At 64.1% G+C, this 26,805-nt stretch carries 25 protein-coding genes and 2 tRNA genes; 9 read left to right on the top strand and 18 right to left on the bottom strand.

Features of this window, described 5'->3' with window-relative positions:
• Window positions 1–5: 5 nt before the first annotated feature.
• The 5 genes from EEB11_RS09485 to EEB11_RS09465 all read right to left on the bottom strand — a co-directional run bounded on the left by EEB11_RS09485 (window position 6) and on the right by EEB11_RS09465 (window position 5,443).
• Window positions 6–1,799 carry a peptidoglycan D,D-transpeptidase FtsI family protein gene (locus EEB11_RS09485; RefSeq protein ID WP_135430642.1) on the bottom strand — a complete coding sequence of 598 codons (1,794 nt, stop codon included), beginning with the start codon at window positions 1,797–1,799 and terminating at the stop codon, window positions 6–8.
• Window positions 1,796–2,158 (bottom strand): cell division protein FtsL, encoded by a 363-nt coding sequence (gene ftsL / locus EEB11_RS09480; RefSeq protein ID WP_135430639.1) that lies wholly within the window; start codon window positions 2,156–2,158, stop codon window positions 1,796–1,798. Before ftsL ends, EEB11_RS09485 begins: the two co-directional genes overlap by 4 nt.
• Window positions 2,158–3,162, bottom strand: coding sequence for a 16S rRNA (cytosine(1402)-N(4))-methyltransferase RsmH (rsmH, locus tag EEB11_RS09475; RefSeq protein ID WP_135430636.1), 1,005 nt, complete (start codon window positions 3,160–3,162; stop codon window positions 2,158–2,160). Before rsmH ends, ftsL begins: the two co-directional genes overlap by 1 nt.
• 1 nt (window position 3,163) lies before the next feature.
• Entirely contained in the window at window positions 3,164–3,676 is a 513-nt protein-coding gene (locus EEB11_RS09470; protein ID WP_135430633.1) for a division/cell wall cluster transcriptional repressor MraZ, read from the bottom strand.
• Between the two features lie 651 nt (window positions 3,677–4,327).
• The gene (locus EEB11_RS09465) at window positions 4,328–5,443 is read right to left on the bottom strand and encodes an Mrp/NBP35 family ATP-binding protein (RefSeq protein ID WP_135430630.1); all 1,116 of its coding nucleotides are present in this window, start codon (window positions 5,441–5,443) and stop codon (window positions 4,328–4,330) included.
• 256 nt (window positions 5,444–5,699) lie between these two features.
• Here EEB11_RS09465 and EEB11_RS09460 point away from each other — a divergent pair, with 256 nt between their 5' ends.
• Together EEB11_RS09460 and EEB11_RS09455 are read left to right on the top strand one after the other, a co-directional pair.
• A complete protein-coding gene (locus EEB11_RS09460; RefSeq protein WP_167852709.1) occupies window positions 5,700–5,915 on the top strand; it encodes a DUF1127 domain-containing protein in 216 nt (71 codons plus the stop codon).
• 905 nt (window positions 5,916–6,820) lie between these two features.
• A complete protein-coding gene (locus tag EEB11_RS09455) occupies window positions 6,821–7,966 on the top strand; it encodes a benzoate/H(+) symporter BenE family transporter (protein WP_135430628.1) in 1,146 nt (381 codons plus the stop codon).
• A gap of 18 nt (window positions 7,967–7,984) precedes the next feature.
• On the opposite strand, the gene EEB11_RS09450 is transcribed toward EEB11_RS09455, so the two are convergent.
• Complete coding sequence (locus tag EEB11_RS09450; protein ID WP_135430625.1) at window positions 7,985–10,363, bottom strand: ATP-dependent helicase; 2,379 nt, start codon at window positions 10,361–10,363, stop codon at window positions 7,985–7,987.
• A 228-nt stretch (window positions 10,364–10,591) separates the two neighbouring features.
• Here EEB11_RS09450 and EEB11_RS09445 point away from each other — a divergent pair, with 228 nt between their 5' ends.
• Window positions 10,592–14,053 carry a pyruvate carboxylase gene (locus EEB11_RS09445; protein ID WP_135430623.1) on the top strand — a complete coding sequence of 1,154 codons (3,462 nt, stop codon included), beginning with the start codon at window positions 10,592–10,594 and terminating at the stop codon, window positions 14,051–14,053.
• 151 nt (window positions 14,054–14,204) lie between these two features.
• Window positions 14,205–14,279, top strand: a tRNA-Gly gene (locus EEB11_RS09440).
• Window positions 14,280–14,463: 184 nt separating this feature from the next.
• Here EEB11_RS09440 and EEB11_RS19545 read toward each other — a convergent pair.
• Window positions 14,464–14,547 (bottom strand) — tRNA-Tyr (locus tag EEB11_RS19545).
• 153 nt (window positions 14,548–14,700) lie between these two features.
• On the opposite strand from EEB11_RS19545, the gene rlmB reads away from it, so the two are divergent.
• Both rlmB and EEB11_RS09430 read left to right on the top strand, forming a co-directional pair.
• Window positions 14,701–15,510 carry a 23S rRNA (guanosine(2251)-2'-O)-methyltransferase RlmB gene (gene rlmB, locus EEB11_RS09435; protein WP_135430802.1) on the top strand — a complete coding sequence of 270 codons (810 nt, stop codon included), beginning with the start codon at window positions 14,701–14,703 and terminating at the stop codon, window positions 15,508–15,510.
• A gap of 139 nt (window positions 15,511–15,649) precedes the next feature.
• Window positions 15,650–16,075, top strand: a complete 426-nt coding sequence (locus tag EEB11_RS09430; RefSeq protein ID WP_135430620.1) for a CoA-binding protein — start codon at window positions 15,650–15,652, stop codon at window positions 16,073–16,075.
• A gap of 67 nt (window positions 16,076–16,142) precedes the next feature.
• On the opposite strand, the gene EEB11_RS09425 is transcribed toward EEB11_RS09430, so the two are convergent.
• The 3 genes from EEB11_RS09425 to hisA all read right to left on the bottom strand — a co-directional run bounded on the left by EEB11_RS09425 (window position 16,143) and on the right by hisA (window position 18,013).
• Entirely contained in the window at window positions 16,143–16,460 is a 318-nt protein-coding gene (locus tag EEB11_RS09425; protein ID WP_135430617.1) for a phosphoribosyl-ATP diphosphatase, read from the bottom strand.
• Window positions 16,457–17,218, bottom strand: coding sequence for an imidazole glycerol phosphate synthase subunit HisF (gene hisF / locus EEB11_RS09420; protein ID WP_135430615.1), 762 nt, complete (start codon window positions 17,216–17,218; stop codon window positions 16,457–16,459). Before hisF ends, EEB11_RS09425 begins: the two co-directional genes overlap by 4 nt.
• 75 nt (window positions 17,219–17,293) lie before the next feature.
• Window positions 17,294–18,013 (bottom strand): 1-(5-phosphoribosyl)-5-[(5-phosphoribosylamino)methylideneamino]imidazole-4-carboxamide isomerase, encoded by a 720-nt coding sequence (gene hisA / locus EEB11_RS09415; RefSeq protein WP_135430612.1) that lies wholly within the window; start codon window positions 18,011–18,013, stop codon window positions 17,294–17,296.
• A 134-nt stretch (window positions 18,014–18,147) separates the two neighbouring features.
• On the opposite strand from hisA, the gene EEB11_RS09410 reads away from it, so the two are divergent.
• Window positions 18,148–18,549 carry a DUF2147 domain-containing protein gene (locus tag EEB11_RS09410; RefSeq protein ID WP_135430608.1) on the top strand — a complete coding sequence of 134 codons (402 nt, stop codon included), beginning with the start codon at window positions 18,148–18,150 and terminating at the stop codon, window positions 18,547–18,549.
• Window positions 18,550–18,672: 123 nt separating this feature from the next.
• On the opposite strand, the gene EEB11_RS09405 is transcribed toward EEB11_RS09410, so the two are convergent.
• The 7 genes from EEB11_RS09405 to EEB11_RS09375 all read right to left on the bottom strand — a co-directional run bounded on the left by EEB11_RS09405 (window position 18,673) and on the right by EEB11_RS09375 (window position 24,393).
• Entirely contained in the window at window positions 18,673–19,602 is a 930-nt protein-coding gene (locus EEB11_RS09405) for a glutaminase (protein WP_135430606.1), read from the bottom strand.
• Window positions 19,590–20,228 carry an imidazole glycerol phosphate synthase subunit HisH gene (gene hisH, locus EEB11_RS09400; protein ID WP_135430603.1) on the bottom strand — a complete coding sequence of 213 codons (639 nt, stop codon included), beginning with the start codon at window positions 20,226–20,228 and terminating at the stop codon, window positions 19,590–19,592. Before hisH ends, EEB11_RS09405 begins: the two co-directional genes overlap by 13 nt.
• Window positions 20,229–20,298: 70 nt before the next feature.
• Window positions 20,299–20,886: an imidazoleglycerol-phosphate dehydratase HisB gene (gene hisB, locus EEB11_RS09395; RefSeq protein WP_135430600.1), complete on the bottom strand. Its 588-nt coding sequence runs from the start codon at window positions 20,884–20,886 to the stop codon at window positions 20,299–20,301.
• A gap of 32 nt (window positions 20,887–20,918) precedes the next feature.
• Entirely contained in the window at window positions 20,919–21,788 is an 870-nt protein-coding gene (locus tag EEB11_RS09390) for a metal ABC transporter permease (protein ID WP_135430597.1), read from the bottom strand.
• A complete protein-coding gene (locus tag EEB11_RS09385; RefSeq protein WP_135430594.1) occupies window positions 21,781–22,638 on the bottom strand; it encodes a metal ABC transporter permease in 858 nt (285 codons plus the stop codon). The genes EEB11_RS09390 and EEB11_RS09385 overlap by 8 nt, the downstream gene beginning before the upstream one ends.
• Complete coding sequence (locus tag EEB11_RS09380) at window positions 22,635–23,441, bottom strand: metal ABC transporter ATP-binding protein (RefSeq protein WP_135430591.1); 807 nt, start codon at window positions 23,439–23,441, stop codon at window positions 22,635–22,637. The genes EEB11_RS09385 and EEB11_RS09380 overlap by 4 nt, the downstream gene beginning before the upstream one ends.
• On the bottom strand, window positions 23,434–24,393 hold the full coding sequence (locus tag EEB11_RS09375) for a metal ABC transporter solute-binding protein, Zn/Mn family (protein WP_135430588.1): 960 nt from the start codon (window positions 24,391–24,393) through the stop codon (window positions 23,434–23,436). The genes EEB11_RS09380 and EEB11_RS09375 overlap by 8 nt, the downstream gene beginning before the upstream one ends.
• 206 nt (window positions 24,394–24,599) lie before the next feature.
• On the opposite strand from EEB11_RS09375, the gene EEB11_RS09370 reads away from it, so the two are divergent.
• Window positions 24,600–25,607, top strand: coding sequence for a GT-B fold glycosyltransferase domain-containing protein (locus EEB11_RS09370; RefSeq protein ID WP_210134400.1), 1,008 nt, complete (start codon window positions 24,600–24,602; stop codon window positions 25,605–25,607).
• An 11-nt stretch (window positions 25,608–25,618) separates the two neighbouring features.
• Here EEB11_RS09370 and EEB11_RS09365 read toward each other — a convergent pair whose 3' ends face one another.
• A complete protein-coding gene (locus EEB11_RS09365) occupies window positions 25,619–26,212 on the bottom strand; it encodes a LysE family translocator (protein WP_135430585.1) in 594 nt (197 codons plus the stop codon).
• 72 nt (window positions 26,213–26,284) lie between these two features.
• On the opposite strand from EEB11_RS09365, the gene EEB11_RS09360 reads away from it, so the two are divergent.
• Window positions 26,285–26,737, top strand: a complete 453-nt coding sequence (locus EEB11_RS09360) for an Lrp/AsnC family transcriptional regulator (RefSeq protein ID WP_135430582.1) — start codon at window positions 26,285–26,287, stop codon at window positions 26,735–26,737.
• Window positions 26,738–26,805 lie beyond the last annotated feature (68 nt).

Below are 26,805 nucleotides of genomic sequence, written 5' to 3'. Positions count from 1 at the left end.
TCCCCTCAGTTCCGGACGGCTGTTAGCCCATCAAGGGGGGGCGCTTCAACCACTGGCCGAATATCAAGCAGGGGGGCAATGCGTCTTGTGATCTCGGCCGCGACGGGAACGGCAGTCCAACCGGCAGTACGACGCGGCTCGGTGCCGGAGGTTTCCACCGGTTCATCCAGCGTGACGAGAACCACATAGCGCGGATCGGATGCTGGAAAGACCGAGGCGAAGGTGTTGATCACCTTGTCGTTGTAATACCCCCCCGTCCGTTTGGGCTTGTCGGCGGTGCCGGTCTTGCCTGCCACCTCATAGCCCGGCACTTCGGCCATACTGGCGGTGCCACGTGTCACCACCTGCCGCAGCATCGACACCGAGGCATCGGCAACCTCTTCGCGCATGACCCGGGTGCCGGGGCGCGGGCCGGTTTGTTTGATCAGGGTGGGCTTGACGGTGATTCCCCCATTTGCAATCGCCGCATAGGCAGCGGCGAGGTGCAGCGGGCTGGCCGACATGCCATGGCCGTAAGAGGTGGTGATGGTCACGATATCGGGCCAACGGGCAGGCAGCAGCGGCTTTGCGCCCGGCGCTTCGGTCAGCTCGATCTGGGTCGCCTCGAAAAACCCCAGCGACTTCAGGAAAGCCTGCTGCCGCAGCCCCCCGATCTGCAACGCCAGTCTGGCCGTGCCGACGTTGGAGGATTCGACGATGACATCGGTGACCGACAGCAGAGGGCCATAGTTCTTGTTCTGGAATTCGCGGATGCGGTGCCTGCCCCATTGCATCGGCGCATCGGCATCGACCATTGTATCGGGGCCGACAAGGCCAAGTTCCATCGCCTGCGCCGTGGCAAAGATCTTGAAGGTTGATCCCAGTTCATACACACCCTGCACCGCGCGGTTGAACAGCGGGCTGTCGCCGGGTTCGGCATCCTTGGGCAGCACCGGGTTGGGGCGGTTGTTGGGATCAAAAGCCGGAAGACTGGCCAGCGACAAAAGCTCACCAGTCCGCACATCCATGATGATGGCCGCACCACCCTTGGCGTTCATCATGGTGATACCGGCATCGAGAATCTCTTCAACCGCCGCCTGCACCGTCAGGTCGATGGACAGTTCCAGCGGCGTGGCCGACAGGGCCGGGTCGCGCAGGCGGGCGTCCATCGCGCGTTCGACCCCAGCGGTGCCGATGACTTCGGCGGAATGTACACCCTCGGCTCCGAAAGAGGTGCCGCCCAGCACATGCGCGGCAAGCGTGCCGTTGGGGTAAAGGCGCATCTCACGCGGGCCGAACAGCAGCCCCGGGTCGCCGATATCATGCACGGCCTGCATCTGTTCGGGGGAAAGCACCTTGCGCAGCCAGATGAAGCTGCGGCCATCGGTGAAGCGGCGGGTCAGATCATCGGCCTTCAGTTCGGGGAAGATCGCGGCAAGCTCGCCCGCAACGCGAGCCGGATCGACCATATCCTTGGGGTGCGCATAAAGCGCGTGGGTCAGCATGTTGGTGGCCAGCACACGGCCATTGCGGTCAGTGATGTCGGCGCGTTGGGCGAGGATTTCTGCGCCGGACGCGAAAGAGCGGGGCTCGGCGGCCTCGGTGGTGGCGACGATGCCCATGCGGGCCCCAATGGCGGAAAACGCAACAAAGAAGGCAAAGCCAAGGATCAGCAGCCGCACTTCTGCGCGGTTGCGCGAGGCATCGCGGCCTTGTTCATGGCGCAGGCGCAGGTTTTCGCGCTCGATCACATCGGGGTTTTCGCCTTGGGCGCGGGCCTTCAGAATGCGCGCAAGCGGGCGGAGGGGGGTGCGGGTCAAAGCGGTTCCTCCTCGGGGTTCAGCTGGCCAGTGACCATGACAGAATTGTTGATACCACCGAAAAACTCCTCGACCGCCGGATAGGACAGGTTGGCTGCATCGCCGAATTGTGTCGGCTCCAGCGGCATCAGGCCCAGACGTTCGAAATTGAGCGAGGCCAATTCGCGCAACCTGTCGGGTCGGTTGAGGTAGGCCCATTCGGCGCGTTGCAGGGCAAGCGCCTCACGCAGGCTGGCGATTTCGGCGTTCAGGGTCGAGACTTCGCGAATCGCCTGACGGGTTTCATAGTGTTCGCGGTAGGCCCAGAACCCAAGGCCAAGCACGGCAAGGAAGGTCAGCACATAGATGACGGGGCGCATCAGCGGCGTCCTTTCTTCTGGGGCGGTTCGGGCAGGCCGAGGTCTGACGGATCAAGGCCGATGGCGGGGGCCGTGGTGCGGCGGCCGATGCGCAGCTTGGCCGACCGCGCGCGCGGGTTTTCGGCAAGCTCGGCCTCATCGGGGCCGACGGCGCGTTTGGTCACGATGTCGAACCGCGCGGTGTTCAGCGCGGTTTGCGGCGCGTAGCGGTTGGCATTCGCCTCTGTGCCGGAGGCAAGCTGGAAGAAGCGTTTGACGATACGGTCTTCCAGGCTGTGAAAGCTGACCACGGCCAGCAGGCCACCGGGTTTGAGCGCGCGTTCGGCGGCCATCAGCCCTTCGGCCAGCTCGGTGAATTCGGTGTTCACCGCGATGCGGATGGCCTGAAAACTACGGGTGGCCGGGTGGCTTTGGCCGGGTTTGGGGCGCGGCAGGCAGCGGGCGACGATTTCGGCCAGTTGCAGCGTGGTCTGAATCGGTGCACGGGTGCGATGGTCTACAATGGATTTGGCGATGCGGCGCGAGGCGCGTTCTTCGCCGTAATGATAAAGGATATCGGCAATGCGGGTTTCATCCGCGGTGTTGACCAGATCGGCGGCCGAAGGGCCATCCTGCGACATGCGCATGTCAAGCGGGCCATCCCGCATGAACGAAAACCCACGCTCGGCCAGATCCAGCTGCATCGAGCTGACACCAAGGTCCAACACCACGCCATCCAGCGGCTGGGGCGCGTATTGGTCGAGGTTGGAGAAGGTGCCAGCCACCAGCGTTAGCCGATTGCCGTACGCCCCGCGCCAGCTTTGCGCCATGTCCAGCGCCATCGGGTCGCGGTCGACGCCGATCACGTCGGCCCCGGCCTCCAGCAGGGCGCGGGCATAGCCCCCTGCCCCGAAGGTTCCGTCGAGCCACAGCCCGCCTATTGGCGCGCAGAGGTCCAGAATGGGGCGCAGAAGCACCGGGATATGGGGGGCGCGACCCTGTTCCTGATCGCCTGTCACTGCCATCTCACCCTGCCTTTGGGTAACGGCCAACCACCGCAAGGGCATCTTCGCCGTCATCATCATCGTCATCATCGCCGAACACGTCGCGGTAGGCGTCTGCGCGCCACAACGAGAAGCGGTCGGTGGAACCAGCGAGGGCCGACTCGACGCCCTCCTTTATCATTTCGGAGGTGATGGCCAGCTTTTCGCGCACCGGGCCGGGCAGCACGATGCGGCCATCGTCGTCGATTTCCACAGTGGCAGAGCGGGTGATCAGATCTCGTTCAGCCTTGATCCGGTCCTTGCTTCCCAAGGGAATCGTCTCGACCCAGCGGGCCAGCGCATCGGCACCTGCCATGGAATAGCAGTCGCAGAACTGGCGGTTCTTGCCGCCGTAGACGATGATCATACGGGTGCGCGGGGTGTCGGCACTGCGGGGATCGCCAGCGTCAAGGACACGTCGGAACGGTGCCGGGATCAAGACCCGGGCCTTGGAATCTACCTTCTGGTAGTATTCACCGCGAAACATGTCCGACATATTGCCTGAGCTTTCGCCCGTCCCTTTCCGTCGAGGTGACCCCCGGACGGGGGCCAGAAATGAATGCGGCGGACCGAGCTGCTGCCACTGCTCGATCCGCCGCCTGTCCCATCGCTGGGCGTCCAGCTACGCGCGCCACCTGGGGGAGATGTCTGCTCGCTCGCGCGCCGGATCTGTTTGTCTAAACGGGTTGCCTGTATGAAGCCTGACTGTTTCGCCTGTTTGCGGTCTTGAAGCTGCCGCTGCTGTTCGTACTGCCCGTTTCGATGACCAAGGGATGCCACGGGATGGTCTGGGAAGCAACGGGAATTTTTGGGCGGAAGCGGGACGATCGGGGTCGCGCCGCTTATTTGGAACAGCATCTAGCGGCACAAACTTTAATATTTCAGCAAACTATAGCCGGTCACGTCCGCGTGAACGCTATATATAGTAAGGACAGATTTTCCCGATGCCTCCCGGACACCCGTTAACTAATTTGCAGTGCGGGTTCAAAAATGGCCTTTTGTGACAGGAAGATCACCGTGAAACGCAGAAAACCGAGGTTTTCACCCCGGTTTCCCAGAAAATCCCAGTTCTGTGATTCGGCGTGATCGGGCTGTTCCGGATGATCCCGCCCCGTCCCACTGCGGCCGTTTCAGGCCTGCGCGCCAGTCAGGCCATGCCGCCCGCAATCAGTCGGTGGGCAATCCGGGCGTAGGCTTCGGCCTCTGGCGCGTCGGTGGCGGCAATGGGCGTGCCGGAATCGCCCGCCTCTCGCACTGCGAGGGTCAGGGGCAGTTCTCCCAGAAAGGGCAGATCAAGCCGGGCGGCATCGGCCTTGACTCCGCCATGGCCAAAGATCTGCGTCTCATGCCCGCAGTTGGGACAACAGAAGGTCGACATATTCTCGATAAGGCCCAGCACCGGGGTTTTCAGCTTGAGGAACATATCAAGTGCCTTGCGCGCATCCAGAAGCGCCACGTCCTGTGGGGTCGAGACAACGATGGCCCCCGTCAGTTGGGTACGCTGGCACAGCGTCAGCTGAATATCGCCGGTGCCGGGGGGCAGGTCGATGAGCAGGATGTCCAGCTCTCCCCAGGCCACTTGCGTCAGCAACTGTTGCAGCGCGCCCATGATCATCGGGCCGCGCCAGATCACGGCCTCGTCCTCTTTCAGCATCAGGCCGAGCGACATCATAGTGACGCCGTGTGCCACGATGGGTTCGATGATCTTGCCATCGGGGCTGGCAGGGCGGCGGCTGACGCCCATCATCCGGGGCTGGCTGGGACCGTATATATCGGCGTCCAGCAGACCGACGCGGCGGCCCTGCCGGGCAAGGGCGACGGCAAGGTTGGAGGAGACGGTGGACTTGCCCACCCCACCCTTGCCAGACCCAATGGCGATGATCCGGTCGATCCCGGTCAGTTTCTGCGGGCCACCCTGTTGCGGCGTGGGGTGCTGGCCGATCTTGAGGCTGGGGGCGTTGAGGCTAGGGGTATTCTGGCTGGTGGCCGCAGGTTTGGCGGCGGGCCCGTGGGCGGTGGTGACCGCCTGTACGGCAGCTACCCCGGGCAGAGCGCGCACGGCGGCTTCTGCCAGGGACTGCAAGGGGGCGATCTGGCGTGCGGCGTCGGGGCTGGGAGCCTCGATAACGAATCGCACGGTCGCTCCGTCGTCGGCATCATCGATGGTCAACGCACGGATCATGTCTTGCGACACAAGGTTCCCGTCGCCGGGCAGATTGATTCCGGCCAGAGCCGCCATCACCGTTTCGCGCGAGACACCCATGATTGTTTTCCTTTTGCCTGTCCTTGCAGCACAGTTGCGATCTTTGCACGAAAGCTCAAGGTTTGCTTGACCAAACGCTCAAAATTTGCACGAAGATGCTGTAAATAATGACGTTTCTGTGACGTTCAGCCATGCGGGTTCTGCATGGCAGCATTGCGCATCAGGCCTATTGTGCAGATGCAGCATTTGCCCCATGTTACCCCTAACAAAGCAGCAGAACGCTGCAACCGAATCGAAATCGAGAGGCTAAAGAGCTATGGCATATGTAAACTCATCGCGTGCCGCGTCCTACGGCATTGCTGACCGGGCTGCGGCCATCGTGAAATCTATCCGCGTTGGTCTGGAACGTCGCCGGGTGTTCAAACTGACTGTGCGGGAACTGCAGGCGCTGTCGAACCGCGAACTGGCCGATCTGGGTATTCACCGCAGCATGATCACCCGCGTTGCAAACGAGGCAGCCTACGGCAAGTGAATTCCTTTGCGGGACCCCGCTCCTCCTCCCAGGGGTCCGTAGCAAAAGCGTCGGCATCAACCTCCTCGCTGATGCCGACGCCCTTTAAACCAGAGCTTGCGCTCTTATCTGATACGGGCGGTCTCGTCCTCCTCCCAGAGACCGGTCGGAACAGCGGCACCCTCTAACCTCCTCCCGGAGGGTGCCGCGGATCATTCGAGGGATTNCGGAACAGCGGCACCCTCTAACCTCCTCCCGGAGGGTGCCGCGGATCATTCGAGGGATTTTCCCTCACCACAGTTCGAACGGCCCCTCCTCCTCCCTGGGCCGGTCGGATCAGCGGCGGCCCCCTCCTCCTCCCTGGGGTCGCCGCGCCCGAAATTCGGGGGCTTCGTCCGGTTGGACCCGCCCCCACCACAGTTCGAACGGCTCCTCCTCCTCCCTGAGCCGGTCGGATCAGCGGCGGCCCCTTCCTCCTCCCTGGGGTTCGGGTTCCCTGATACGCCGGCCCCCTCCTCCTCCCTGGGGTTCGGGTTCCCTGATACGCCGGCCCCCTCCTCCTCCCTGGGGTTCGGGTTCCCTGATACGCCGGCCCCCTCCTCCTCCCTGGGGTCGCCGCCACCGAAATTCGAGGGTTCTGGCCCTCACGATGGTTCGGTCTTGCCCCCTCCTCCTCCCTGGGGCCGGAATGAAAAGCGGAACTTGCGCCCCCTCCTCCTCCCTGGGGTTCGGGTTCCCTGATACGCCGGCCCCCTCCTCCTCCCTGGGGTTGGTCGTGAATGATGCGGCGGCGCCCCTCCTCCTCCCTGGGGTTGGTCGTGAATGATGCGGCGGCGCCCCTCCTCCTCCCTGGGCGTCGCCGTTTTCAGTTTCTGGGGTTGCGATTGCCGGGGCAGACCGGAATAGTCGCGCCAAACGGGGGCTTTATGCGGATTTCCTTGATATCGGCGGCGGCTGTCGCGGCACTGGTCGGCTATGGGTCGACCATCGCGCTGGTGCTGGCCGCCGCTTTGGCGGTGGGGGCCACGCCCGCGCAGACCGCCAGCTGGGTGCTGGCGATTGCGCTGGCCAAGGCGGTCGGTTCGGCGGGGCTGTCGGCGTGGAACCGGGTGCCGGTGGTGCTGGCGTGGTCGACGACGGGCGCGGCGCTGATTGCGGCAACCAGCGGAATCACCATGCCACAGGCGGTGGGGGCCTTTGTGCTGGCGGGCGGACTGGTGGCGCTGACGGCGGCAGTGCGGCCTTTGGGGCGGCTGGTGGCGGCTATCCCCGATGGCATTGCGGCGGCGATGCTGGCAGGGGTGCTGCTGCCGTTTTGCTTGCAAGGGGCTGCGGCGGCACAGGAAGCACCGGCGCTGGTGCTGCCGATGGTGGCGGTGTTTGCACTGGTGCGGTTGTGGAACCCGGCGCTGGCGGTGCTGGCTGCGCTGGCGGCCGGGGTCGCTACGGCCTTTGGCACCGGGGCGGCAGTCTTGCCTGCCTTGGCGTTTCCGGCCCCGGCGGTGGTGTTCATCCCGCCTGAATGGAACATCGGGGTGATGATCGGGCTGGGCCTGCCGCTGTATCTGGTGACGATGGCGAGCCAGAACCTGCCGGGATTTGCGGTGATGCGCGCGGCGGGCTATCCGCCACCGGTGACCCAAGGGTTGGCGGTGACGGGCGGGCTGTCGGCGGTGTCGGCGCTGTTTGGTGCGCATTCGATCAGCATGGCGGCGATTACGGCGGCGATCTGCATGGGCGATGATGTACATCCGGACCGCGACCAGCGGTGGAAGGTGGGGCTGGTCTATGCCTTCGCATGGGTGTTGCTGGGGCTTTGCTCACCCCTGATTCTGTTGCTGCTGGGGGCTTTGCCGCCACAGGTGATGGTGGCGCTGGTGGCGCTGGCGCTGCTGGGGCCGCTGATGGGGGCGTTGGCCGGAGCATATGCCGTGGTGGAAACGCGGTTTGCCGCGACGATCACGCTGGCGGTCGGTGGATCTGGGGTTGTGGTGTTTGGCGTGGGGGCCGCGTTCTGGGGGCTGATCGCGGGGTTGTTGATCTACGGGCTGGAGCGGACCAGACGCGTTTGATGGGTTGCAGACGCGACATCAGAACGGCACATCATCCACTTCTGCAGCGGGAATGACGAAACGGGCGACCAGCTTTTTGGGGCCGGAATGTTCAAAATCGACGTCTAGCTTGTCGCCTTCGATATCAGTCACATGGCCGTAGCCGAATTTCTGGTGAAACACACGGTCGCCGATGGTGAAGGCGGAAATCGCTTCGGCGTCGATGGTGACGTGCCGCTGCTCCTTGGGCTGCTGCACCGGCCGGGTCGATTGACCCGCCTGCAACCGGCGCCAGCCCGGGGAGTTGTAGACATCGGCCTTTGACACCCGCTCTTCCAGCCCGGAGCCAAAGCCCACCGGGGCGGCAGCCCCGAAACCGCCGCCGTAAAGGCCAGGGGGGGTGAGCACCTCCACATGATCAGCGGGGAGTTCGTCGATGAAGCGCGAGGGCAGTTGGCTTTGCCACTGGCCATAGACCCGGCGGTTGGAGGCGAAGGATATGGTGCATAGCTTTTCAGCGCGGGTGATCCCGACGTAGGCCAGACGGCGTTCTTCCTCCACGCCTTTCAGCCCTGATTCGTCCATGCTGCGCTGGCTGGGGAACAGCCCGTCTTCCCACCCGGGCAGGAACACCACGGGGAATTCCAGGCCCTTGGCAGCGTGCAGGGTCATGATCGAGATTTTCTCGGACGCTTCTTCGGTTTCATTGTCCATGATCAGGCTGACATGTTCGAGGAAACCTTGCAGATTGTCGAATTGCTCCAACGCCTTGACCAGTTCCTTGAGGTTTTCAAGGCGACCCGGGCCTTCGGGCGTTTTGTCAGTTTGCCACATCGTGGTGTAGCCGGACTCGTCGAGAATCTGTTCGGCCAAGGCGATGTGGTTGTAGTCGGGCGCAAGCGTGGCCTGATGCCAGCGGTCGACGGCTTCGACAAACTGGCGCAGCTGGCCGCCGCCTTTGCCGCCAATGATACCCTTGGCCACCGCTTCGCGTGCGCCATCCAGCAGTGGCACACCAACGCCGCGGGCCATGCGCTGGATCTCGCCCTGCGCCTTGTCGCCCAGGCCGCGCTTGGGGGTGTTGATGATGCGCTCGAACGCCAGATCATCCTCGGGTGATACCGCAAGGCGGAAGTAGGCCATGGCATCCCGGATTTCGAGCCGTTCATAAAACCGCGGGCCACCGATGACGCGGTATGGCAGACCGATGGTCAGGAAGCGATCCTCAAACGCGCGCATCTGGTGGCTGGCGCGCACGAGGATAGCCTGATGGTCAAGGCTGACCGGGGCAAGGCCGCGGGTGCCGCGCTGCAAGGCCTCGGCCTCTTCACCGATCCACCGCGCCTCTTCCTCGCCGTCCCAATGGCCGATCAGGCGGACCTTTTCGCCCGGCTCGCCTGCTGTCCACAGGGTTTTGCCAAGGCGGCCCTTGTTGGCGGCGATCACACCCGAAGCGGCGGCAAGGATATGGGCGGTGGAACGGTAGTTCTGTTCCAGCTTGATCACGGTCGCGCCGGGAAAATCCTTTTCGAACCGCAGGATATTGCCCACCTCGGCCCCGCGCCAGCCATAGATCGACTGGTCGTCATCGCCTACGCAGCAGATGTTCTTATGCGATTGCGCCAGCAGGCGCAGCCAGAGGTATTGGCAGACGTTGGTATCTTGGTATTCATCCACCAGAATGTAGCGAAACCAGCGCTGATATTGGCCCAGCACATCAGGATGGGCCTGAAAGATGGTGACGCAATGCAGCAGCAGGTCACCGAAATCGGTGGCGTTGAGCGTGCGCAGGCGGTCCTGATAGGCAGCGTAAAGCTCGGTCCCCATGTTGTTGAAGCCCGACGCCTCGTTTGACGGCACGTTCGCGGGCGTCAGCGCGCGGTTTTTCCAGCCGTCGATCATCCCGGCGAGCATGCGGGCGGGCCAGCGTTTTTCGTCGATATCGGCGGCGGCGATCAGTTGTTTGAGCAGGCGGATCTGATCGTCGGTGTCCAGAATGGTGAAATTCGGCTTCAGCCCCGCCAGTTCGGCATGGCGGCGCAGGATTTTCACCGACAGCGAGTGGAAAGTGCCCATCCACGGCATGCCTTCGGCCACCTGACCCAGCAGGCGACCGACGCGCTCTTTCATCTCGCGCGCGGCCTTGTTGGTGAATGTAACCGACAGGATTTCATTCGGGCGGGCGCGGTTGGTGTTAAGCAGATGCACGATGCGGCTGGTCAGCGCCTTGGTCTTGCCGGTGCCGGCCCCGGCCAGCATAAGGACCGGGCCATCCAGCGCCTCAACCGCGGCGCGTTGGGCAGGGTTCAGGTCATCGAGATAGGGCGCGGGCCGTGCGGCCATGGCACGTTGCGATAGCGGCACTGGCTGCGGTGCGGCGGCGGCCTCGAAGGCGTCGTTTTCATCCCAATCGGTCATCCCCCATTTATACGCCGGATTGGCGGGATGAAAAGCGTCTGTTCGTGACTTGTTCACATTTTCGCCGCGAAAAGGCGGGAATTCGCGGGTGCAAACATCGGCCTCCATATTTCGCAAACTTTGCGGTTTGATAACACAGCACCCTTGCGCTGCAGTGCAGCGCCAATAGAGTGAAGCGGAATGCCGCGCCCCTGCCGCGCCGCCGCCACCTCTTTGATGGAGTGAACGATGCCCGAGTTCAGCAAAATTCTTGTCGCCAACCGGGGCGAAATTGCCATCCGCGTGATGCGGGCCGCCAATGAGATGGGCAAGAAAACGGTGGCGGTCTTCGCCGAAGAGGACAAGCTGTCGCTGCACCGGTTCAAGGCAGATGAGGCCTACCGGATCGGCGAGGGGCTGTCGCCGGTGGGGGCTTACCTGTCGATTCCCGAAATCATCCGCGTGGCCCGGATGTGCGGTGCCGATGCGATTCACCCCGGCTATGGGCTGCTGTCGGAGAACCCCGATTTCGTCGAAGCCTGCGATCAGGCCGGAATCACGTTCATTGGGCCACGGGCGGAAACGATGCGCGCACTTGGCGACAAGGCGAGCGCGCGGCGGGTGGCGATCGAGGCCGGGGTGCCGGTTATCCCCGCGACCGAAGTGCTGGGCGAGGATATGGCGGCGATCAAGGCCGAGGCCGGGGCGGTGGGCTATCCCTTGATGCTCAAGGCCAGTTGGGGCGGTGGCGGGCGCGGTATGCGCCCAATCCTGGCCGAGGATGAGCTGGAGGCCAAGGTGCGCGAAGGGCGGCGCGAGGCGGAAGCCGCCTTTGGCAATGGCGAGGGTTATCTGGAAAAGATGATCCAGCGTGCGCGCCATGTCGAGGTGCAGATCCTTGGCGACAAACATGGCCAGATCTATCACCTGTGGGAGCGCGACTGCACCGTGCAGCGCCGCAACCAGAAGGTGGTGGAACGGGCCCCTGCCCCGTATCTGACCGAGGCGCAGCGGGCCGAGGTTTGCGAGATGGGCCGCAAGATCTGTGCCCATGTGAATTACGAATGCGCGGGAACGGTCGAGTTCCTGATGGATATGGATGATGAGAAATTCTACTTTATCGAGGTGAACCCGCGTGTGCAGGTCGAGCATACCGTCACCGAAGAGGTGACGGGCATTGACATCGTGCAGGCGCAGATCCTGATCGCCGAGGGCAAAACACTTGCGCAGGCGACCGGCGTCGCCGATCAGGCCGGCGTCAAGCTGAACGGCCATGCGCTGCAATGCCGGGTCACCACCGAAGACCCGCTGAACAATTTCATCCCCGATTACGGGCGGTTGACGGCCTATCGGTCGGCCACCGGCAACGGCATCCGGCTGGATGGAGGCACGGCCTACGCGGGGGGGGTGATCACACGGTACTATGACTCGCTGCTGGTAAAGGTCACCGCCCATGCGCAGACGCCGGAAAAGGCGATTGCGCGGATGGACCGGGCGTTGCGCGAGTTCCGCATCCGGGGGGTGGCCACGAATATCGAGTTTGTCATCAACCTGTTGCAGCATCCCACCTTTCTGGATGACAGCTACACCACGAAATTCATCGACACGACGCCGGACCTGTTCGCTTTCCGCAAGCGGCGCGACCGGGCGACCAAGATCCTGACCTATATCGCCGATATCACGGTGAACGGGCACCCCGAGACCGCAGGCCGCGCCAAGCCCGCGGCCGAAGCGAAGGCCCCGAAAGCGCCCAAGGTGCGGGCCGAACCCGCAATGGGCACCCGCAACCTGCTGGAGCAAAAGGGCCCGCAGGCTGTGGCAGACTGGATGCGCGCGCAGACCAAAGTGCTTATCACCGACACCACCATGCGCGACGGGCACCAATCGCTCTTGGCCACCCGGATGCGGTCTATTGACATGATCAAGGTGGCACCCGCCTACGCCGCCCATCTGCCGCAGCTGTTCAGCGTGGAATGCTGGGGCGGGGCGACGTTTGACGTGGCCTACCGCTTTTTGCAGGAATGCCCCTGGCAGCGGCTGCGCGATCTGCGCGCGCAGATGCCCAACCTGATGACGCAAATGCTGCTGCGCGCCTCCAATGGCGTGGGCTATACCAACTACCCCGACAACGTGGTGCAGGCTTTCGTCAAGCAGGCGGCAGAGACCGGAGTGGATGTGTTCCGGGTGTTCGATTCGCTCAACTGGGTTGAGAACATGCGCGTCGCGATGGATGCGGTGCTGGAATCTAACAAGGTGTGCGAAGGCACGATCTGTTACACGGGCGATCTGCTCGACCCTGCCCGCGCGAAATATGATCTGAAATACTATGTCGAACGGGCGCTGGAGCTGAAAGCGGCGGGCGCGCATATCCTTGGCCTGAAGGATATGGCGGGGCTGCTGAAACCGGCAGCGGCGCGGGTGCTGGTGAAGGCGCTGAAGCAGGAGGTCGGCCTGCCAGTGCACTTCCACACGCATGACACCTCGGGCGCGGCGGCGGCGACCATTCTGGCCGCCTGTGACGCCGGGGTCGATGCTGTGGATGCGGCAATGGATGCGTTTTCGGGCGGCACCTCGCAACCTTGTCTTGGGTCTATCGTCGAGGCGTTGCGGCATACCGACCGCGATACGGGTCTTGATATCGCCGCCATCCGCGAGATTTCGAACTATTGGGAACAGGTGCGGGCGCAATATGCGGCGTTCGAATCGGGCACCCCTGCCCCGGCATCGGAAGTTTACCTGCACGAGATGCCCGGCGGCCAGTTCACCAACCTGAAGGCGCAGGCTCGGTCCTTGGGGCTGGAAGAACGCTGGCCCGAGGTGGCGCAGGCCTATGCCGATGCCAACCAGATGTTCGGCGATATCGTGAAGGTCACGCCATCGTCGAAGGTGGTGGGCGACATGGCGTTGATCATGGTGGCGCAGGGGTTGAGCCGGGCACAGGTGGAAGACCCGGCGGTGGAGTTGGCCTTCCCGGACTCCGTGGTCGATATGCTCAAGGGCAATCTGGGGCAGCCGCATGGTGGCTGGCCCGAGGGCATCCTGAAAAAGGTGCTGAAAGGCGACACCCCGCTGACCGAACGGCCCGGCAAGACGCTGCCGCCCGTCGATCTGGACGAAGTGCGCGCCAAGCTGGCCCAGGAACTGCACCTGGGGCAGGACGAGGCCGATGGCGAGATGCTGGATGAAGAAGATCTGAACGGATACCTGATGTATCCACGCGTGTTCATGGATTACCGCGCCCGGCACCGGCTGTACGGCCCGGTGCGGATTTTGCCGACGCGCACGTTCTTTTACGGCATGATCTCGGGCGAGGAGATAACCGCCGAGATTGACCCCGGCAAAACGCTGGAAATCCGGCTGCAGGCGGTGGGCGATGTGTCGGAAGAGGGCGATGTGAAGGTGTTCTTCGAACTGAACGGCCAGCCCCGGGTGATCCGGGTGCCAAACCGCGCGGTCAAGGCGAAAACCGCCGCGCGCCCCAAGGCGGCCGAAGGCAATCCCACCCACATCGGCGCGCCGATGCCAGGATCGGTGGCCAGCATCGCGGTCAGCGTGGGACAGACGGTGCGGGCGGGCGATCTGCTGCTGACCATCGAGGCGATGAAGATGGAAACCGGGCTACACGCCGACCGTGAGGCAGTGATCAAGGCGGTGCATGTGCAGGCAGGCAGCCAGATCGACGCCAAGGACCTGCTGGTGGAACTGGAATAGCCTGCTATTCCAGATGCTTGAAGGCCCTGCCGTCAGAACGGGGCCTTCGTTTTCCAACCCGCACAAGGCGTTGCGAAAAATGCGGCGGGACGTGCATTTTTCCCTTGCAGGCACCCGCGCCATCCCCTAAATCACCGCTTACCGAAACGGTGCGGGCGTAGCTCAGGGGTAGAGCATAACCTTGCCAAGGTTAGGGTCGGGCGTTCGAATCGCCTCGCCCGCTCCATTTCGGTCTGAAACGGGCAGCTTAGGCTGCCCTTTTTCATTTTCACCGTTGCGTTGCATATCCCGGCCCACCGCGCGGCTTTGCGGCCCGGTGATGGCTGGCTGAATCTGGGTGTGCTGTCATGCAAGCAAAAAAAAGCCGCCCGGAGGCGGCTTTCTTTGCTGTCGGACACCACCATGAAACATGGTGGGTGACCCTGGAATCGAACCAGGCGTGGGTCTCCCCGGCGGAGTTACAGTCCGCTGCCGCACCTTGCAGCTCGTCACCCGACGGGGGCGGAATACCCAAGGGGCCGGGGGGCGTCAAGCGCCGAATGCAAAACAGATTGCATTGCGAGGGCCTGAGTTTCGGCTTGCGCATCCCCCCTGCCCCGCCGCATTCTGCATGGCCAGAAACAATCGCCCGAACAATAGGCTGAATGATGAAGAGCGGAACCACCAAACCAACCTGGGTGATCGACAAAGAGCGCGGCAAGCGGGCCGAAGCCAAGGAAACCGTCTGGCTGTTCGGCCTGCATGCGGTGCGCGATGCGCTGGTCAACCCGGCGCGGGAAAAGCTGCGGCTGGTGCTGACCAAGAACGCGCTCGACAAGCTGGAAGAGGCGGTGGCTGAGTCTGGGATCGAACCCGAGATCGCCGATCCGCGCAAATTCGACGTGCCGATTGATGACGGCTCGGTGCATCAGGGCGCGGCAATGGAAGTGCGCCCGCTGAACTGGGGCACTTTGGCCGATGTGGCGATTTCGGGCGCAGGCGCGCCGCTGGTGGTGCTGCTGGACCGGGTGACCGACCCCCACAACGTGGGCGCGGTGCTGCGGTCGGCCGAGGTATTCGGTGCGCGGGCTGTGATTGCGCCGCGCCACCATTCGGCACCGGAAACCGGGGCGCTGGCCAAAACCGCCAGCGGCGCGCTGGAGCGCCAGCCCTATCTGCGGGTCGGCAACCTGTCTGATGCGATGCAGGAGTTGCGCGACATGGGCTATATCCTAATCGGGCTGGAGGGCGAGGCGGAACACACGCTGGAAGGCGCACTGGATCTGGCCAACAAGCGCCCGATTGCACTGGTGATGGGGGCCGAAGGGCCGGGCCTGCGCGAAAAAACCCGCGAAACCTGCGATTATCTGGCGCGGATTCCTTACACGGGTGCCTTTGGCAGCCTGAACGTGTCGAACGCCGCCGCCGTATCCCTTTATGCGGCCAGCCAGCGGGTGGTTCACAAAAGCGCGACATGAGCTTTAAGCGTGAACCAAACTTCCTATTTGATGTTGAGTGGATGCGGGTTGGAACTCCCGCGTCTCAATCACTGTCCCTCGTTCCACGACTGGCGCCCGGGCTTACCCCCGTGGCGCCTTTTTCTTTTAAGGTGATCCGATGATACATGCCGAAGATGCCCGCATCGCCGGGATCCTGACCCGCTGCCGCACGATCGCGCTGGTCGGCTGGTCGCCCAACCCGGACCGCCCGAGCCACCGGGTCGCGGTGTTTCTGGCGCGGCAAGGCTACCGGGTGATCCCGGTCAACCCCGGTCAGGCCGGGCAGATTGCGCTGGGGGAAACGGTGCGCGCCAGCCTGTCGGAGATCGAGGGCCATGTTGACATGGTGGACATCTTCCGCCGGTCAGAGGCGGCGGGCGCGGTGGTGGATGACGCGCTGGCGCGGTTTCCCGAACTGGTCTGTGTGTGGATGCAATTGGGCGTCGAAGATGAGGCGGCGGCCGCGCGGGCCCGCGCGCGCGGCGTGGAGGCGGTGATGAACCGCTGCCCGGCCATCGAAATTCCGCGGCTTGGGTTGGGGTAAGGGCAGTTCATCGGGCGTAACAGCCCTCTGCGCTGACCGGCCAGCGCGAAGGGTGCGAGAAAGCTCGTCAGATCTGCCGGGTGGCCTTTTCGGCTAGTCCGGACAGCCCTTCGCGCCGGTCAAGTTCGGCCAGCACGTCCGCCAGCGGCACATCGCGGGCTGCAAGCATCACCAGCAGATGGTAAAGCACATCAGCCGCCTCGGAAGTCAGCTTGGCGCGGTCGCCTTTCACCGCCTCAATGATCGCCTCTATCGCCTCTTCGCCGAATTTCTCGGCGCATTTTTCCGGACCTTTGGCAAGCAGTTTGGCGGTCCAGCTTGACTCGGGGTCTGCGCCCTTCCGCGCGGCGATGGTCGCGGTGAGGCGGGTCAGCGTATCGGTCATGTCAGCCTCACAGGGATGCCGGCGGCGGCCATGTGGGCCTTGGCCTGCCCGATGGTGAAGGTGCCGAAATGGAAGATGCTTGCTGCCAGGACGGCTGAGGCATGGCCTTCGGTGACGCCCTCAACCAGATGGTCCAGCGTGCCGACCCCTCCCGAGGCGACAACGGGAATGGACACCGCATCGGCGATAGCGCGGGTCAGGGGCAGGTTGTAGCCGCCCTTGGTGCCGTCACGGTCCATGCTTGTGAGCAGGATTTCCCCGGCCCCCTTGGCCGCGACCGTGCGGGCAAAGTCCACGGCGTCGATACCGGTGGGTTTGCGCCCACCATGGGTGAAAATCTCCCATTTGCCGGGGGCCACAGTTTTCGCGTCAATGGCGACGACGATGCACTGGCTGCCGAAACGGTCGGCGGCGTCGGCCACCACATCGGGGTTGGCGACGGCGGCCGAATTGAAGCTGACCTTGTCCGCCCCTGCCAGCAACAGTGCCCTCACATCATGATGCGTACGCACCCCGCCGCCCACGGTCAGCGGCATGAAGCATTGTTCTGCCGTGCGGGTCACCAGATCAAACATCGTGCCCCGGTTTTCATGGGTGGCATGGATGTCGAGAAACGTCAGCTCGTCCGCGCCCGCCGCATCATAGGCGCGCGCGGCTTCAACCGGGTCACCTGCGTCGATCAGGTTGACGAAGTTCACGCCCTTGACCACGCGGCCATCGGCGACATCAAGGCAGGGGATGATGCGGGTTTTAAGCATATGCGGACCCTAGCGCGTGTGGTTGGCCGGGGAAAGGTGGCGCTGCCCCCCGGGTTATTTTCAGACCGAAAACGATCAGGCTTTGAGAGCGGCCAAGGCTGCCTTGAGGTCGATTGCTCCGTCATACAGCGCGCGGCCAGAGATGGCACCGGCGATGACGCCGGTTTCTTGCAGCGCGGTGAGGTCGGCCATGGAGGACACGCCACCGCTCGCGATGACGGGGATAGAGACAGCGCGGGCGAGCGCCTCGGTGGCAGGAATGTTGGGGCCTTGCATCGCACCGTCGCGGTCGATGTCGGTGTAGATGATCGCGGCCACGCCTGCGTCTTCAAAGCTGCGGGCGAGGTCGGTTGCCTGCACCTGCGTTTCGATGGCCCAGCCCTTGGTGGCGACAAAGCCCTTGCGGGCGTCAATGCCGACGGCGACCTTGCCGGGGAAGGCGCGGGCGGCTTCGCGCACGAGGTCCGGGTTTTCCACCGCAACTGTGCCGAGGATGACGCGAGCGAGGCCCTTGTCCAGCCACATCTCGATCGTGGCCATGTCGCGGATGCCGCCGCCAAGTTGGGCGGGGACGGTAATGCGTGCAAGGATCGCCTCGACCGCCGCTGCGTTGACCGGCTGACCGGCGAAGGCACCGTTGAGGTCCACCAGATGCAGCCACTCGCAGCCCGCGACCTCGAACTTGGCAGCCTGCGCGGCGGGGTCATCACCGAAGACGGTGGCGGCAGACATCTCACCGCGCAGCAGGCGGACACATTGGCCGTCTTTCAGGTCGATAGCGGGATAGAGGATCATGACGCACCTTTTGGATTTCCATCCCCTTTGGCATGGCAGACCGCCGATGCCAAGAGGGCCACAACGCCACGTCATGCTTGCAAGGCGGTGGAGGGTTTGCAGATGATCGCGACAGCTTCAGGGAGGAGCCCATCATGAACAGATTCGCAAAACGGCTGGCGTTGGTCGCTGCCGTGATTTTCACCGCATCCGCCGCCTTTGCCGACCCGGCAGAGGGGGTCTGGAAGACGAAGCCAGATGACAATGGCAATTTCGGCCATGTGCAGGTGACGGCTTGCGGGGCCGCCGTCTGCGGCACGCTGGTCAAGGCCTTTGACGGCTCGGGCAAGGAGATCAGGTCTGACAATGTCGGCAAGCGGATCATCTGGGACATGCAGGCCAAGGGCGGCGGGGCTTACGCTGATGGCAAGGTCTGGTCGCCGGACCGCAACAAGACCTACAACGGCAAGATGGTGTTGCAGGGCAAAGGGCTGGCGATTTCGGGCTGCGTGCTGGGGATCTGCCGCGATGGCGGCACCTGGAGCCGGGTGAACTGAACAGGCGAATAAGCAGTGCAGGGCAGCGAAGGTTGCCTTGCGCCTTTTGCTTGAGGGGAGTTGGCAGTAATCAACTGCGGCGCCACATGAGGCCGGTCTGCGGGCCTGCGAATGTTTTGGCGGTCAGCCGAAGACCGACCAGCCCGTGGCTTCGGCCAAGCGCTCCATCGCCAGCGCCCCCAACTTGGAATTGCCCTGAGCATTCAGGCCCGGGGACCAGACTGCAATGCTGGCCCGCGTCGGCGCGATAGAGAGGATGCCACCGCCCACCCCGGATTTGCCCGGCAGGCCAACCTGATAGGCAAAATCGCCCGAGGCGTCGTAATGGCCGCAGGTCAGCATCAGCGCATTGATCCGGCGCACCCGCGACGGCGACACCAGACGCGGCGCATTGGCAAAACCCGCCAGAAACCTCCCGGCGCGGGCCAGTTGCACGCAGGTCATGTCCACCGCGCATTGGTGGCAATAGGTGCCGATGGTCAGCGCCGTCGGGTTTTGCAGATTGCCATGCGAGGCCATGAATTCCGCCATGGCGATGTTGCGATGCGCATGGGCGAGTTCCGACAAGGCGACGTCCTTGTCGATATGGATGTCGTCATCCTCGGCCGCCGTGCGCAGGAACTGCAAGAGCTCTGCCAGCACATCGCGCGGTTGCAACCCGTGCAGGATGGCGTCGGTGACCGCGATGGCACCGGGGTTGACAAATGGATTGCGTGGAATGCCGTTGTTGTGCTCCAGCGCCACGATAGAGTTGAAGGCCAGCCCCGAAGGTTCACGCCCGACGCGGGCCCAGAGACTGTCGCCCAGACGGCCAAGTGCGATGGCAAGGGTAAAGACCTTGGAGATCGACTGGATCGAGAACGGCGTGGTCGCATCGCCCGCCTGCAGAGTTTCCCCACCGGGCAGGCAAAGGGCGATGCCGAACTGGCCGGGATCGACGCTGCCCAGTTCGGGGATATAGATTGCAGGCTCACCCCGGTCGGTCGCCGACGCCATATCATGTGCGATATCATCAAGGATCGGCTGAAGCTCCGCTGGGCTTATGGCTTCCATTGCAGGAAATTCGCAATTAGGCGCAGGCCGGCGCTTTGGGATTTTTCCGGGTGGAACTGGGTGCCGACCATGGTACCGCGCCCGATGATGGCTGTGACATCACCGGCGTAATCGACATGGGCCAGCCGATGGGCCGGGTCAGCGACCCGGAAGTGGTAGGAGTGGACGAAATAGGCGTGATCGCCGGTTTCAATCCCCGCCAGCACCGGATGGGGGTGGTCGATCACCAGATCGTTCCAGCCCATATGCGGGACTTTCAACGCGTCGTCAGCCGGGGTGATACGCACAACCTCACCGCCCACCCAATCGAAGCCGCGCGTATCAGAGTATTCCCGGCCCCAGCTGGCCATCATCTGCATGCCGACGCAGATGCCAAGGAAGGGCCGGGCCTTGTGGGTGACCGCCTCTTCAATCGCCTCGAACAGGCCGCCCACATCGCCCAGCGCGCGGCGGCAGGCGGGGAAAGCGCCGTCGCCGGGCAGCACGATGCGGTCGGCGCGGGCAACATCCTCGGGGCGGCTGGTCACAAGGACATCGCCGCCGCCGGTTTCCGCCGCCATGCGCTGGAACGCCTTTTCGGCAGAGTGCAGGTTGCCGCTGTCATAGTCGACGAGGACGGTGAGCATGGTCTTGACCCTTGCACCCGGCGGAGGTGTGGGAGCCTCCGGCGGGGATATTTGGAAACAGATGAAAGGCTTAGAGCGCGCCTTTGGTGGACGGGAGCTGGCCTGCCATACGAGAGTCGGGTTCGACCGCCATGCGCAGGGCGCGGGCGGTCGCTTTGAACGCGGCCTCGGCGATGTGGTGGCTGTTCAGGCCGTGGACACGGTCGACGTGAAGAGTGATGCCGCCGTGGGTGGCAAAGCCCTGAAAGAACTCGCGCACCAGTTCGGTGTCAAACGTTCCGATCTTTGCCGTCGGAAAATCGACGTTCCACAGAAGGAAGGGCCGCGCACAGAGATCGAGCGCGCAGGTGATCTGGGTGTCGTCCATGGCAAGGGCGAAGTGGCCGTAACGGCGGATACCGGTCTTGTCGCCCAGTGCCTTGGTCAGGGCCTGACCCAGTGCGATGCCGCAGTCTTCAACCGTGTGGTGGTCGTCGATATGCAGGTCACCCTTGGCGCGCAGAGTGATGTCGATCAGGGAATGACGGGCGAGCTGGTCGAGCATGTGGTCGAAGAAACCGACGCCGGTTTTCACGTCATACTGGCCGGTGCCGTCGAGGTTGATCGCGACCGCAATCTCGGTCTCGGCAGTTTTGCGGGTGATTTCGGCGGTGCGCATCGGCGTGCCCTTTTGGCTTGGGGATCGCGGCTTTATAGGGCCGCACGGGCGCGATGGGAAGCGATCAGCGCAGACCCGGCAAGCATGAGGCCGGAGACCGTGGCGATCATGCCAGAGGCCGAGAGAGTGAAGGGCAACCCCACCCACAGGGGAGCATAGCCGGCAAGGATGTAACCGCAAAGCGCCGAGGCGACGGCGAAGCCGAGCGAGGCCGCGAGTTGCGCAGGCAAAGTGCGGGTCAGCAGCCGGGCCGAGGCGGCGGGGCAGATCAGCATGGCAATGGTCAGAATGGAGCCGACCGCCTGAAATGCGGCCACGGCGGCAAGGGCGGTGGCGGCGGTGAGGCCAGCGCGCAGCCAGGCTACGGGGATGCCTTGCGTCTGCGCGAACACCGGGTCGAAGGTGGCGAGCACAAGCGGGCGCCAGACCAGCCGCAGCGCGAAGGCAAGGACCGCCGCGATCAGGGACAGGCGCAGCAATTCGGGCGGGGGGGCGCCCAGCCAGATCAGGCTTTCCAGATTGCCGTACAGCGCGTGTTCGACATCAAGGTGCACTCCGGATGTGCCGGTGGTTTCCAGCAGCACCACGCCAAGCGCGAACATGGTGGTGAAGACCACGGCCATCGCCGCCCCCGGCTCCAGCTGCGCGCGGCGGGTTACCCATTCGATCAGCAGGGCCGACAATCCCGCGGCAACCAGCGCCCCTGCCCCCATCACCACACCACTGCCCGATCCGGTCAGCAGGAAAGCGGCGACGATGCCGGGCAGGACCACATGGCTCATGGCATCGCCCAGCATGGCGCGGCGCGAGAGCAGCAGGAAGTTGCCGGGCAGCACACAAGCGATGGCGGCAAGCGAGGCGATCATCATCGGCGGCAGCGAAAACAGCAGGAATTCATCCATCGCGCTGTCCCCGGATCAGCAGCGTGAGTGCGAAGACGGCCGCCGCCAGCAGCACGATCACCGGGCCGGTGGGCAGGTCGGGCACCCCGGCCGAGATGGCAGCCCCGGTATAGCCGCAGACCGCCCCGATCAGTGCCGAGAGCATGGCGGTGCCGATAACGGTCGTGCTCCACATCCTTGCCGTCACGGCGGGCGTGACCAGCAGCGCCACGATCAGGATCAGCCCTGTCACGTTCAGCCCGACCAGCACCACGGCCAGCACCAGCGCCATCAGGGCCGCATCCATCCGGCGCGGGCTCACGCCCATCATCCGGGCGTGCAGCGGATCGAAGGCCACCATCGCCAGCGGGCGGCGCAGCGCCCAGAGCGCGCAGGTCACCGCCAGACCGCCAAAGCCGATCACCAGCGCGTCGGCGCGCAGCATCCCGGCGGTTGAGCCAAGAAGCACGGTTTCCAACCCCGCCGGGCGGCCAGTGCCAAGGCCTTGGATCAGCGTCAGAATAACAATGCCCGCACCGTAAAAGCTGGCCAGCACCGCCCCCGTGGCCGCATCTTCGTGCATCTGGCGGGCAAGGCGTTGCACCGCCCAAAGGCCTGCGGCTGCGGTCAGGGCCGCGCCCAGCATCAGCCCGGGCAGAAAGCGGCCATCGCCGCCAAGCGCCACCATCGCCAGAAAAGCGAGGCCAATGCCTGGCAGCGTGGCATGCGCCATCGCATCCGACATCAGCGCCCGGCGGCGCAGGGTCAGAAACGCACCCGCCGCCCCGGCAGCAGCGCCCAGCAGGGCGGCCCCAAGGCTGACCAGCGCGGCATTGTAACCGGCTTGCAGCATAAGGGCCTGCCAGATCATGCGGCAGGTCTTTCGGAGGGCTCTTCGCCGAGCTTCCCGGTCGGGTCCAGCATCAGGGCGGGACCATAGGCCTGGGCAAGCGCTGCACGGGTAAAGGTTGCGGCGACCGGGCCTTCGGCAACGGTCCGGCGGTTCATCAAAAGCACCCTGTCGAAATAGGCGGCCACGGTTGTCAGGTCGTGATGCACGGCGACAATCGTCGCGCCATCATTGCGCAAGGACTTCAGCACCGAGATGATTGCGGCTTCGGTCGCGGCATCAACCCCGGCGAAGGGTTCGTCGAGCAGGAACAGATCCGCCCCCTGCGCCAGCGCCCGAGCCAAAAACACCCGCTGCTGCTGGCCGCCCGACAGCGCACCGATCTGGCGGCGGGCAAAATCCTGCATGCCGACCCGCGCCAGCGCCGCCATGGCATGCGCCGTCATACGGCGGTCGATCCGGCCCAGAAGCCCGGTCTTGCGGTAGCACCCCATCAGCACCACGTCGATCACCCGGACCGGAAAGCTCCAGTCAACCGCCGCGCGCTGCGGCACATAGGCGATGCGCGCCATGGCCTGTGCCACCGGCCCGTCAAAGGCCAAAACCGTGCCCTCTGCCGCGACCAGACCGAGCACGGATTTCAGAAAGGTCGACTTGCCCGCGCCATTGGGGCCGATGATGGCCGTCATGCTGCCGATGGGGAACTGCGCCGAGGCACCGTCCAGCGCCAGCACATCATTGTAACGCAGGGTCAGGCCCTGCACCATGAGCGCGGTCTGGTCTTTGGCCTGTACCGGCCGGTTGCCTGCGCCATCATCAGCCATGGGCGGCCAACGCCCCTGATGCCCCACGCTCTGGCGCGGTGCCGCCCAGCGCGCGGGCGATGGTCGTGGCGTTATGATCCATCATGCCGACCCAGGTGCCTTCATAACTGCCCTCCGAACCCATGGCATCCGAGAACAATTCGCCCCCGATCCGCACGGTGTGGCCCCGGGCCCCAGCCCCCTCAATCAGCGCACGCAGGGCACGGTCAGAGACCGAACTTTCGACAAACACTGCGGGCACCTGCCGGTCGACAAGAAGATCGACCAGATCTGCAATGCGCGATAGCCCGGCCTCGGAATCGGTGGAAATACCCTGCACACCTTCAACCTCCAGCCCGAAGGCCTGACCGAAATAGGCAAACGCGTCATGCGCGGTGACCAGCAGGCGTGATGAGGCCGGAATGGTGTCCAGCACCTCTTTGGCATACCGCGCGATAGCGTCGACTTCGGCGCGGTATTGCTCCCCCCGGGCCGCCACGTCAGGCGCGAGGGCGGCAAGCGTCGGCTCCATGGCTTCGGTCGCCTGCGACCAGAGCACGGGATCAAACCAGATATGCGGGTCAGGGCGGTCAGGATAGGCCGGATCGGTCAGCAGCAGATCGGCCGGCAGGGTTTCCGCCACAGCCAGTACGGTGGTCTTTTGCGACAGGCCCGCCATCAGCGTGGCAAACTGCGCCTCAAGATTCAGCCCGTGCCACAGCACCAGATCGGCGCGCGACAGCGTCAGAATATCATTGCGGGTGGGCCGGTGGCCATGCGGGTCCATCCCCGGCCCGATAAGGGCCGTGACAGGCAGGCCGGTCAGCGCGCGGGCGGCATCGGCTATCATGCCGGTGGTGGCCACAATGCTGGGCGCGTCCGGCGTACTGGCAAGGGCGAAGCGGGGGGCAAGGGCCAAACCGGGGGCCAGGACCCCTGCCATCAGCCCTAGAAATCTGCGTCGCGCCAGCATGAAAGGTGTCCTGTCCAGGTGCTTTTTTGTGAATTGAAATATATGCGAATTATTCTCAATGTCAATAGTTTTGCGAACCATTCGCAATATCGGAACCCGTCACAGATCGCGCACCTGTCCGGGGCAGGCTTTCCCAGATCTGCAAACCCCGTTAGACACAGGAAAAGCTGCCTGCGGTGCAGGCAATGCAGTCTTTGGAAACCCCGATGCCCGACCCCGACCCCGACCCGATGCAGCGACAGGCTTACACCGTCATGGCCATCGGTCAGGCCGGGCGGCTGCAATATGAGGCGATCCTGCTGGCAGGGTCGCTGCGGCTGACCAACCCGGGGTTTGCGGGCCGCTTGGTGATCTGCGAGCCGCAGCCGGGGCCGCTGTGGCAGACCGATCCAAGAATGACCGCCGGGGCGCGCGCGGTGCTGGAAGGGTTGGGCGCGACCATTCTGCCGTTCGAGTCGCGGGTCTTCGGGCAGGACTACCCCTATGGCAACAAGATCGAGGCGCTGGCCGCCCTGCCCGATGCGCCCTTCCTGTTTCTGGACACAGATACGCTGATCACCGGTGATCTGGCCCGGCTGGAGTTCGACTTTACCTGCCCCTCCGCCAGCATGCGGCGGGAAGGGACATGGCCAAAGATCGAGCTGTACGGGCCGGGCTACGGCGCAATCTGGAAATCGCTGTATGACCGCTTCGGGCTGAACTTTGCCACATCGCTGGACCGGAGCCAGCCCGATGAATACTGGCGGCGCTATCTGTATTTCAACGCCGGCTGGTTCTTTCACGACAGCCCGCGCAGGTTTGGCACAAGGTTCCTGACCTATGCCAAGTCGATCCGCGATGACCCGCCGCCAGAGCTGGCGTTGCAAGAGCTTGACCCCTGGCTGGATCAGGTGGCGCTGCCGCTGGTGATCCATTCCTTTGGCGGCGGTCGGCCCGGTTTGGGACTTGCGGGACTTGATGGCGCTGTGACCTGCCACTATCGCACCTTGCCGCTGCTTTACGCCCGTGAAAGCGACCGCGCGGTTGAAGTGCTGGAGGCGGTGGCCAAAGACCCCCCGCTGCGCCGGGTGCTGCGTGACCATCCGCCGGTCAAGGCGATGGTGCTGCAAAATCAGGGCCGCCGGGCGCGGGCGCTGTTTGACCGCGCCAATTTGCCCCACCGCGAACAGGTGATCCGCAATACGCTGAAACGTGAAGGGTTGTGGCTGCGCTGAACGAGGCTGCGTCAAAGCTGCAGGATGGGCCAGAGCGATGCCACCAGCAGCACCGCCATGGTCCAGTTGAACACCTGCAACCGGCGGTTGGTGGTCAGCCAGCGCCGCAACTGCTGGCCAGCAACCGTCCAGACCGAGACCGAGGGCAGGTTGACCAGCGCAAAGACCACGGCCACCGTCAGCATCGCCCACGCCCCCTGCCCGGCCGCGTATACGGTCACCGCCGTCAGCGCCATGGCCCAGGCCTTGGGGTTGACCCATTGGAATGCCGCCGCCTGCAGAAAGCTGAACGGATGCCCGCCCACGACCCCCTCTTTCGGGGCGGCAGCATGGGCGATCTTCCACGCCAGCCACAGCATATAGACGACAGAGGCGATCTTCAGTGCCAGCCCCAGCGATGGCAGGATCACAAACACCTGCGCCAGCCCCAGACCCAGCAGCAAGACCATCAGCGCATGGCCCAGGCTGATCCCCAGCATATGCGGCAGGCTGCGACGAAAGCCGAAGTTTGCACCCGACGCCAGCAGCATCATGTTGTTCGGCCCCGGCGTGACCGAGGTGACAAAGGCAAAGCCGACAAGTGCGGTAAGAAGATCATATGTCATGGCGCGACACTGCCATGTTGCCCACAGCATGAAATTGCAATGTGCGGCGTCCTCTGCCAAGTTGTGCAACAAATGACGAAGATAGATCAGACAGACCAAAAGATATTGCGCGAATTGACCCGCGATGGCCGACAATCCAATCTGGACCTTGCCGCCCGCATCAGCCTATCGCCTTCCGCCACGCTGCGCCGGGTGCAAGAACTGGAACGGCGCGGCATCATCAAAGGATACCGCGCGGTGCTGGACCCGACGGCCATGGGGGTGGGGTTCATCGCTTATGTCACGGTCGGGTTGAATGCCCATTCCAAGGCCGCGCAGGAATCCTTCGAACGCGCCGTCATCCGTGCCCCACAGGTCACCGAATGCCATAACGTGACCGGCACCGTCGAATACCTGCTGCGGGTCGAGGCGGCGGATCTGGCAGGATACAAGCACTGGCATACCGAGGTGCTGGGCACCCTGCCCCAGGTTCAGTCGATCACCACGTTCGTGGTGATGGGCAGCGCAAAGGATCAACGGGCATGACAGAAGTGCCAGCCCGTTCCGGACGGTTCCGGAAACAGCGGCAGTTGATGGGCGCATCAATCGCGGCT

This window comes from Pseudotabrizicola sediminis (assembly GCF_004745575.1).
Lineage (GTDB): Bacteria > Pseudomonadota > Alphaproteobacteria > Rhodobacterales > Rhodobacteraceae > Pseudotabrizicola > Pseudotabrizicola sediminis.
Note: the sequence above shows the minus strand (reverse complement) of the source record. Positions and strands in the feature narration are given on the sequence as shown.

Bases quoted from the DNA above. Each gene is read 5' to 3' on its own strand.
- EEB11_RS09430 (WP_135430620.1), top strand. From the start codon at position 15,650: ATGATACATGCCGAAGATGCCCGCATCGCCGGGATCCTGACCCGCTGC.
- EEB11_RS09470 (WP_135430633.1), bottom strand. From the start codon at position 3,676: ATGTCGGACATGTTTCGCGGTGAATACTACCAGAAGGTAGATTCCAAG.
- EEB11_RS09450 (WP_135430625.1), bottom strand. From the start codon at position 10,363: ATGACCGATTGGGATGAAAACGACGCCTTCGAGGCCGCCGCCGCACCG.
- hisA (WP_135430612.1), bottom strand. From the start codon at position 18,013: ATGATCCTCTATCCCGCTATCGACCTGAAAGACGGCCAATGTGTCCGC.
- EEB11_RS09375 (WP_135430588.1), bottom strand. From the start codon at position 24,393: ATGCTGGCGCGACGCAGATTTCTAGGGCTGATGGCAGGGGTCCTGGCC.
- EEB11_RS09465 (WP_135430630.1), bottom strand. From the start codon at position 5,443: ATGGGTGTCTCGCGCGAAACGGTGATGGCGGCTCTGGCCGGAATCAAT.
- hisH (WP_135430603.1), bottom strand. From the start codon at position 20,228: ATGCTCACCGTCCTCGTCGACTATGACAGCGGCAACCTGCACTCTGCC.
- EEB11_RS09455 (WP_135430628.1), top strand. From the start codon at position 6,821: ATGCGGATTTCCTTGATATCGGCGGCGGCTGTCGCGGCACTGGTCGGC.
- EEB11_RS09370 (WP_210134400.1), top strand. From the start codon at position 24,600: ATGCCCGACCCCGACCCCGACCCGATGCAGCGACAGGCTTACACCGTC.
- ftsL (WP_135430639.1), bottom strand. From the start codon at position 2,158: ATGCGCCCCGTCATCTATGTGCTGACCTTCCTTGCCGTGCTTGGCCTT.
- EEB11_RS09410 (WP_135430608.1), top strand. From the start codon at position 18,148: ATGAACAGATTCGCAAAACGGCTGGCGTTGGTCGCTGCCGTGATTTTC.
- EEB11_RS09445 (WP_135430623.1), top strand. From the start codon at position 10,592: ATGCCCGAGTTCAGCAAAATTCTTGTCGCCAACCGGGGCGAAATTGCC.
- EEB11_RS09425 (WP_135430617.1), bottom strand. From the start codon at position 16,460: ATGACCGATACGCTGACCCGCCTCACCGCGACCATCGCCGCGCGGAAG.
- hisB (WP_135430600.1), bottom strand. From the start codon at position 20,886: ATGCGCACCGCCGAAATCACCCGCAAAACTGCCGAGACCGAGATTGCG.
- rsmH (WP_135430636.1), bottom strand. From the start codon at position 3,162: ATGGCAGTGACAGGCGATCAGGAACAGGGTCGCGCCCCCCATATCCCG.
- EEB11_RS09365 (WP_135430585.1), bottom strand. From the start codon at position 26,212: ATGACATATGATCTTCTTACCGCACTTGTCGGCTTTGCCTTTGTCACC.
- EEB11_RS09360 (WP_135430582.1), top strand. From the start codon at position 26,285: ATGACGAAGATAGATCAGACAGACCAAAAGATATTGCGCGAATTGACC.
- EEB11_RS09385 (WP_135430594.1), bottom strand. From the start codon at position 22,638: ATGATCTGGCAGGCCCTTATGCTGCAAGCCGGTTACAATGCCGCGCTG.
- EEB11_RS09390 (WP_135430597.1), bottom strand. From the start codon at position 21,788: ATGGATGAATTCCTGCTGTTTTCGCTGCCGCCGATGATGATCGCCTCG.
- hisF (WP_135430615.1), bottom strand. From the start codon at position 17,218: ATGCTTAAAACCCGCATCATCCCCTGCCTTGATGTCGCCGATGGCCGC.
- EEB11_RS09405 (WP_135430606.1), bottom strand. From the start codon at position 19,602: ATGGAAGCCATAAGCCCAGCGGAGCTTCAGCCGATCCTTGATGATATC.
- EEB11_RS09460 (WP_167852709.1), top strand. From the start codon at position 5,700: ATGGCATATGTAAACTCATCGCGTGCCGCGTCCTACGGCATTGCTGAC.
- EEB11_RS09380 (WP_135430591.1), bottom strand. From the start codon at position 23,441: ATGGCTGATGATGGCGCAGGCAACCGGCCGGTACAGGCCAAAGACCAG.
- rlmB (WP_135430802.1), top strand. From the start codon at position 14,701: ATGAAGAGCGGAACCACCAAACCAACCTGGGTGATCGACAAAGAGCGC.